The sequence below is a fragment of the Legionella erythra genome (assembly GCF_001467615.1).
GTDB classification, from domain to species: domain Bacteria; phylum Pseudomonadota; class Gammaproteobacteria; order Legionellales; family Legionellaceae; genus Legionella_C; species Legionella_C erythra.
The window spans coordinates 21,836-29,451 of the sequence record NZ_LNYA01000010.1 but is presented as its reverse complement, the minus strand read 5'-3'; the positions used below and the strand labels follow the sequence as shown (position 1 = coordinate 29,451).

Sequence of the window (7,616 nt, the reverse complement as noted above, 5' to 3'; positions counted from 1 at the left end):
CCCTGATCTTTTTCTTACACCCACTTGATCTTTTTCTTACAGCGTTTTAAAAATCAGGTGCGTTAGCCCTGTTTAGCCGATGTGTTGTGCTATGACACCACCCCAAAAGCGGTTCATCAGAAACTAATGATGCTGGATAAGCAATTCTTTCGCATGCAGACGGGTTTGCTCGGTGATGGTCAAACCGCCGAGCATACGGGCTATTTCATTAATTTTATCGCTTTCGGCAAGCGGTATGATGCGGGAAAAGGTTTGTTCCTGTTCACTGTGCTTCTCCACCACAAAATGATGATGGGCGCTGGAGGCAACCTGGGGTTGATGCGTGACACAAAAAACCTGTAAGCGCTCACCCAGTTTTCGTAATAGCTGGCCAACCAGGGCGGCGGTAGCCCCGCCAATACCCACGTCCACTTCATCAAACAACAAGGTCGGGGTAGCGCCGCGTTGAGCCGTTACCATTTGAATGGCTAAGCTGATGCGCGACAGCTCACCGCCTGAAGCAATTTTACTCAGCAAATCCGGGGACATACCCGGGTTAGTGCAAACTTTGTATTCCACTTTGTCCATGCCATGCGCCTGCATTTTATCAAGAGGCGTAATCTCAATGTCTACTCGACCCTTGGGCATGCCCAATTGCTGAATAATACGAGTAATATCCTGGGATAATTTGTCTGCGGCCTGTTTGCGTGCGCTGGTCAATTGCGCGGCTGCCTGTTCGTATGCCAGGGAAAAACGCTCATGCTCTTGCTGCAGGAAAGAGGCGCGCTGCTCGGTATTCTGCAAGCGGTTGAATTCGTCTTGCAAGTGTCGGGCATGCTCAGGCAGTCCATTGGCATCAATGTGGTATTTACGTGCAACCTGATGCAGGGCACTTAAGCGTAGTTCAACGGCTTGCAGACGCTCTGGATCAAGCTGAACCTGATGGGTAAATTCACGAACTTCATTCATGGCTTCTTCGCATTGTATCAAGGCATTGTTAATCAGTTCCGCCGCATTCTTAATGGAAGGTTGCTCCTGCGGCAATTGCATGATGGCGTGTAACACCTGATTCAAAGCCCGATTGATATTAAGTTCGTCATTGTCATTGAGCAAGGCTAGAATGTGTTGGCTGTGGGTTAGGTAATCATTCGCATGGTGCAGCAGCTGATGTTCTTCGCTTAAGGATTGCATTTCGCCTTCGTAAGAATTCAGGGCTTGCAATTCATCGATCTGAAACTGCAACAATTCCAGACGATCCGAATGGGCGTCCTGATTTTTAAGCTGATCCAGTTCCTGTCTAATCTTCTGGCATTGCTTATAAAGTGCCTGGACCTGCTGTAAACAATCATCATGACCGGCATAAGCATCAAGCTGTTGGCGGTGAGTCGCATGATGGAGCAGCGTTTGATGCTGATGCTGGCCGTGGATATGGACCAGCATTTCGCTGAATTCCTTGACCTTTTGCAGGGGAAAAGGTTGACCATTGATGTAGGATTTTGAGCGGCCTTCTGCATAGATGACGCGCCGTAAAATGATTTCACCGGCTTCGGCGTCAATGTCGTGCTCCTCAAGCCATTTAGCCGGGTCAGAGGTTTTATCAATATGAAAGGTCGCGCTGATGTCGCATTTGTCTTCGCCTGTGCGTATGGTGGAGGCATCACCACGGCCGCCCAGGGCCAACATCAAGGCGTCAATCATAATGGATTTACCCGCACCGGTTTCGCCGGTGAATGCGGTCATCCCCTGGGAGAAATCCAAATCCAGCTGTTTGACGATGGCAAAATTTTCAATGCGCAAGGAGGTGAGCATGTTTATCCCTGGTGTTTTGATTCCCAGCCGAGTTTGATCCGTAATGTATCATAATAATGGTAATCGGCGGGATGTAACAAGCGGAGTTGCTGCGCATTTTTTTCAACAGAGACCTGTTGGCCCGGTTTAACCAGTCTGGATTCATGCCCATCACAACTGATGCGCAAATCGCTTTCATTAAAGGCACTGATGACTAGGTCCACTTTTGCCTGGCCGTCGATAACCAGGGGTCTTGAACTTAAGCTATGGGAAAACATCGGAACCAACACCATGGCATTTAATTGCGGATGCATGATTGGGCCGCCGGCTGACAGGGCATAGGCCGTGGAACCGGTAGGTGTCGAGATAATCAGGCCATCCGAACGGTAATGACAGACGTGTTGCTGATTAATATAGACGTCGAACTCGATGAGGTGGGTTTCACTGCCACGACCAAGCACGACGTCATTTAACGCATCGCCCTGAAAATAGGTATTTTCATCATCATGAATGCGGGTTTGCAATAAAAAGCGGTGCTCTTCCTGAAACTGACCAGCCAGGACCGCAAGCAATTGTTTTTCCATCTCTTTCGGATTGATGTCCGTTAGAAAGCCCAGACGGCCACGGTTGATGCCAATGACGGGGACATTGACCTTGATGGCCATGCGTGCCGCAGACAGGAGACTGCCGTCACCACCGACCACAATAATCAAATCCTGCTTTTTCCCCATGCAGGACCGTTCAAGAACAGGAAGGTTCAGTTTGAAATGAGCAGCCGTTTCCTGGTCCTGATAGGTTTCGATTTTTTGTTGGTCTAAAAATTTAACCAGGCGTTCAATGCTTTCATTGACACCCTGGTTGGCACGATGTTGTCGTGCATAAATAATGATGCGTTGGAATTTTTGTTTCATATCAGGCCAGACTGTTAGCTGTCAGGAATGAGGACCCTGTGTTTGATCCTAGCACATTCCTGAGCCTATCAATATGGTTGGCCGCCGGCAGTGGTTGGCGGCCAACTCATTTTACTCGTCGGCGCTGGCGCGAGAAGCCCGCTTACGCTCGTGTTCCTTCAGCGCTTTTTTACGCAGACGGATGGATTGCGGTGTAACTTCCACCAGTTCATCATCGTCAATAAATTCCAGAGCTTGCTCCAGCGACAACTTAATAGGCGGTGTCAAAATAATATTTTCGTCACTGCCTGAGGCGCGGATGTTGGTGAGTTGTTTTTCCTTGGTGACGTTGACCACGAGGTCATTATCACGCGAATGGATACCCACGATCATGCCCTCATAGCACATGGTTTGCGGTTCGATGAATAATCGGCCGCGCTCCTGCAGGTTAAACAGGGCAAAGGCACGGGCGGCACCATTGCAGTTGGCAATCAACACCCCGTTGACGCGTTGACCCAGGCGGCCGCGATGGGCTGGGCCGTAATGATCATACACGTGGTACATCAATCCCGTGCCTGACGTGCTTGAGAGGAATTCGGTGTGAAAGCCGATTAAGCCGCGGGTAGGAATGATGTAATCAAGACGGACGCGGCCTTTCCCATCGGGGATCATGTTTTGCATTTCCCCGCGGCGTTCACCGAGTTTTTCCATAATGGCGCCCTGGTGCGTTTCTTCAACGTCCACCGTTAAACGCTCATAAGGTTCGAGCTGCTCACCATTTTCTTCCCGCATGATGACCTCGGGTTTGGAAATGGCGAGTTCATAGCCTTCACGACGCATGTTCTCGATGAGAATGGACAGATGCAATTCCCCGCGTCCGGAGACGCGGAATTTATCCGGATCCTCGGTGTCTTCAACCCGTAAAGCCACGTTGTGCAGCAATTCGGTCTGCAGCCGTTCGCGCACCTTGCGGCTGGTGATGAATTTACCTTCCTGACCGGCAAACGGCGAATCATTAATCTGAAACGTCATGCTGATGGTGGGCTCATCCACGGTCAAGGCCGGGAGGGCCTCAACCTGGTTCGGATCGCAGAGGGTATCTGAAATATTAAGCTGCTCAATCCCGGTAATGGCGACGATGTCGCCGGCGCTGGCTTCGTCCACCTCGACGCGATCAAGCCCTTTAAAGCCCAACAATTGCAGAATGCGGCCGCTGCGGATGTTGCCATCCTTATCAATGACTTTCACCGGTGATTTACTTTTAATCCGGCCGCGGGTAATCCGGCCGATACCAATGGTTCCTACATAAGAGGAATAATCCAGGGAACTGATTTGCATCTGGAAGGGGCCATTTTCATCCACATCGGGGGGCGAGACGCGATCGATGATGGTTTGCAATAGGGCATTCATGTCGCTGGCTTCATCGTCAAGATCAAGCTTGGCATAGCCATTCAGGGCGGAAGCATACACCACTGGAAAATCAAGCTGGGTATCATTAGCGCCGAGATTGTCAAAGAGATCAAACACTTGATCCATCACCCAATGCGGTCTCGCGCCGGGGCGATCGATTTTATTAATGACAACAATGGGATTTAAACCGCGGGCAAAGGCCTTTTGAGTCACGAAGCGCGTTTGCGGCATGGGGCCATCCACCGCGTCCACCAAAAGCAGGACGCTGTCGACCATGGAGAGGATACGCTCCACCTCGCCGCCGAAATCGGCATGCCCCGGGGTATCGACAATATTAATCTGGTGATCACGCCAATGCACGGATGTGTTCTTGGCAAGAATGGTGATACCGCGCTCTTTTTCAAGCGCATTGGAATCCATCAGGCGTTCCACTTTGGGCGCGCGCTCGTTTAAGGTGCCGGTTTGTTGCAGCAGTTTATCAACCAGGGTAGTTTTGCCATGATCAACGTGAGCAATGATGGCGATGTTGCGAATTCTCTCAATCATATAAGACCTTTTGCGGTGAAGCAGACTCTAGGGTATTGCGGCTTATCCGTTATAAAAGCAAGCCATGTGTTCAGGGATTCGCCATTATACATGGGTTGAAGCATAAATCCTATTGGAAACTTGCCAGGACTGTGTAGTATGTGCAGGCAGGCAAGTCATCGTGACCGGTTTTGTTGCGCAGATTATGAAAGCCCTATTATTTTGGATAATACCATGAAGACTAAAAAGCAGATAATCAAATGCCCGACATGCGGCAAGCCAGACACCTGGGATAACAACAATTCCTATAAACCCTTTTGCTCGCATCGCTGTAAATTGATTGACTTGGGGGAATGGGCCTCGGAGTCACGTAAAATCCCGGGAAATCCTGTGAACCCAGAGCAGTGGCAGGAAACGGATGACGTGTCCGGCCATGATTAAATACCCTTGCCAGCAGGCTTAAAATTAAGGTTCAATAATCCCTTGCTTTCGAAGGGTGATGCAAATTCATGAGGAATTGATATGCTTAACGTCAATGGTGTAAGAAAACTTAGATTACTGGGTTTGATACAAGGGATGGTCATCATGACAAGCACAATAGCAGGCCACGGCCGCGGCGATTTTCAGGTTCTTTATCAGGGGCAATCAGTTGATGATTTGATTATTCAATACATGGCCGACCATCAGATCCCGGGCCTGTCGCTGGCGATCGTCCAGGCGCCTTATATTACACGTGTGGTGGGTTATGGTTTAGCCAATACCGACAGCAAACGCCTGGTCGCGACGCATAGTGTTTTTCCTATCGGACAAATTACCAATGCCTACACGGCGGTGGCGGTTATGCAATTGAAAGAAATGGGCAAATTGCAGCTCGATGAAGCCGTTTCTTCCTATTTAAAGAATCTACCCACGTCTTGGCAGGCTATTACCATCCGGCAGTTAATGACCCATTCTTCCGGTTTGCCTGATTACCGTGAGGCCCCCGGGTTTGATTACAGCAAAGACTATACGACCGCTCAATGGCTGGATTTGATTAAAGGGATTCCGCTTGCATTTAAAGCCGGTACCCAAAGCCGGCTCAGTGCGACCAATAACTACCTGCTCGGCCTTGTTATTGAACAGGTCAGCGGCATGACGTATCAGGAATTTGTCGGTAAGAACCAAATTGAACGCATGGCGCTTAAACACACTTTTTTTGTTGGCGGTGAGACAAGCATGGATAATGAAGTCAGGGATGATAAGTCTGGCTTTAAACATCAGCAATTTCTTAAAAACCGGGTTTATATAAACCCCATCGAGCCGGTCACTGGGTATCAGCAAACGGAGCAGACACTGTCGCCGTCCAAGCCGTTAAGCTGGACTGCCACGTTTGCAGACAGCGGCATTATGGCCTCGGCAGAAGACATCAGTTTATGGGATATTGGTTTGGCTGGCGGCATTTTGGTCCAGGATCCCGTCGACAGAGAGTTTCTCTATCATCCAGTGACGGCCAATGGTCAAACCATTCCGGGCAATGCGGGGTGGCTCTTCCCAGGCCATCCCGGATTTATGGAGATCAAAGGCCACTTGCCTGGGTATTCGACTTTCTTAAGCCGTTTTACAGCACCTACGGAATTGGTCTGTGTGACCCTGCTGGCGAATAAGGGCGGGTTACCTGATTTGGATATTCTTGGGCGAAAAATTGCTGGTGCCTTCGATCACAAGCTGGCAGCGCCTGAGGGAGCGGTTTGGTCAGAGACGCTGCAAAGCCCTTATTCCGTCAGTGAAACCATGAATCGCGTGGCGGCCATTATCAAAAAGCAGGGAGGGACGGTCTTTGCGCGCGTGGACCACAGCGGCGAAGCCGGGAAGGTGGGGCAATCCCTGCCTGAGACACAGGTTCTTATCATAGGCAATCCGGCCAAAGGCACGGCTTTAATGCAGGCCAAAGCCGCATTTGCACTGGATTTACCCTTACGGATTATGGCGACGGAGGATGAGAAAAAACAAGTTTGGCTAAGCTTTACCGATCCGGTCAAACTGGCTGCTCAGTATCAGGTAACACCCGAGCAACTGCCCGCATTAAAGCAAATGAGTATGGGATTAAACCGGACTTGTCAGCAGGCAGTCAGTGCCGCTACGATGCCTGCCTCCCCTTAAAAGGGAGGCATTGCCGGTTAATTGGGATTAAACGGGACGATGGCTGTTTCGCTGTTTTCAATCTGGGGTGCCTCTTCTTTATTGCCTTCGATCATGGGCAATTCTGAACCATCGGTAATACTCAGCACATCGGTATCAGATAGCCCCTCCAATAAAGGTAATCCCTGATTTTGAGCGGTTGGTTGATCGCTTGGCTGTTGAACATTCGGCGTCGGGGTATCTGCCGGATTTTGGCTGAACAAGCCCAGTATTTTATTGGTTATCATTTGGTTAAATTCTAATACCCATCGTAACAGCTGATCCACCCACTCTTGCTGAGGATCCTTATCTTCCCCTTTCTTTTTGGCCGGGGTCATAAAATCAAAAAGCGAATCATTCAATTCCTGGGCACGGTTTTTGTCTTTAACCTTAGGCTTAGCTGTGGGGGTTGCATTCGCTTCTGCTTTGGGCTTGGGTTGTTCTGGCACGGCTGTGTTGTCGGAATCCTTTTTCTTGTCGCCTGGGGCGCTAGACTGTTGCGTGTCATTATCAACGTCTGGTTCCTCGGCCTCGTCAAGGTCATTATCGAGATCATCGTCCTTATCGGAAGAAGGGTTTGAAGAGGAGAGATCATATTGACGCCGTTTCTCTTCGTCCTTTAATACATCATAAGCCTCGCCCAGTTTTTTAAATACTTCCTCAGCATCGGGTTCCTTGTATTTATCAGGATGAACCTGCAGGGCCGTTTTTTTATAGGCTTTGCTGATGGCTTCAGGACTTGCATCAGGGGATACGCCCAGCACCTCGTAAAATTTTTTTTGGGCCGCTTTGATGCGCTCAGCCGCAGGATTGGTTGTTTTCGGGGCGGCATCTTCTGGTGTTGAGGACATATGAATCTCTTAAAAA

Annotated in this window: 6 protein-coding genes; 2 read left to right on the top strand and 4 right to left on the bottom strand. The window is 49.7% G+C overall.

Translation table 11 applies throughout. The annotated features are described in order from the left end of the window. Positions 1–123: 123 nt before the first annotated feature. The 3 genes from recN to typA all read right to left on the bottom strand — a co-directional run bounded on the left by recN (position 124) and on the right by typA (position 4,613). Positions 124–1,788 carry a DNA repair protein RecN gene (gene recN / locus Lery_RS03395; protein WP_058525854.1) on the bottom strand — a complete coding sequence of 555 codons (1,665 nt, stop codon included), beginning with the start codon at positions 1,786–1,788 and terminating at the stop codon, positions 124–126. A gap of 2 nt (positions 1,789–1,790) precedes the next feature. Next, a complete protein-coding gene (locus tag Lery_RS03390) occupies positions 1,791–2,678 on the bottom strand; it encodes an NAD(+) kinase (protein WP_058525853.1) in 888 nt (295 codons plus the stop codon). A 111-nt stretch (positions 2,679–2,789) separates the two neighbouring features. Then, positions 2,790–4,613, bottom strand: coding sequence for a translational GTPase TypA (gene typA / locus Lery_RS03385; protein WP_058525852.1), 1,824 nt, complete (start codon positions 4,611–4,613; stop codon positions 2,790–2,792). A 213-nt stretch (positions 4,614–4,826) separates the two neighbouring features. On the opposite strand from typA, the gene yacG reads away from it, so the two are divergent. Both yacG and Lery_RS03375 read left to right on the top strand, forming a co-directional pair. Further along, positions 4,827–5,033 (top strand): DNA gyrase inhibitor YacG, encoded by a 207-nt coding sequence (gene yacG / locus Lery_RS03380; RefSeq protein WP_058525856.1) that lies wholly within the window; start codon positions 4,827–4,829, stop codon positions 5,031–5,033. 144 nt (positions 5,034–5,177) lie between these two features. After that, a complete protein-coding gene (locus tag Lery_RS03375; protein ID WP_058525851.1) occupies positions 5,178–6,731 on the top strand; it encodes a serine hydrolase in 1,554 nt (517 codons plus the stop codon). A gap of 17 nt (positions 6,732–6,748) precedes the next feature. Here Lery_RS03375 and Lery_RS03370 read toward each other — a convergent pair whose 3' ends face one another. After that, entirely contained in the window at positions 6,749–7,600 is an 852-nt protein-coding gene (locus Lery_RS03370) for a DnaJ domain-containing protein (protein WP_058525850.1), read from the bottom strand. Positions 7,601–7,616: the final 16 nt, after the last annotated feature.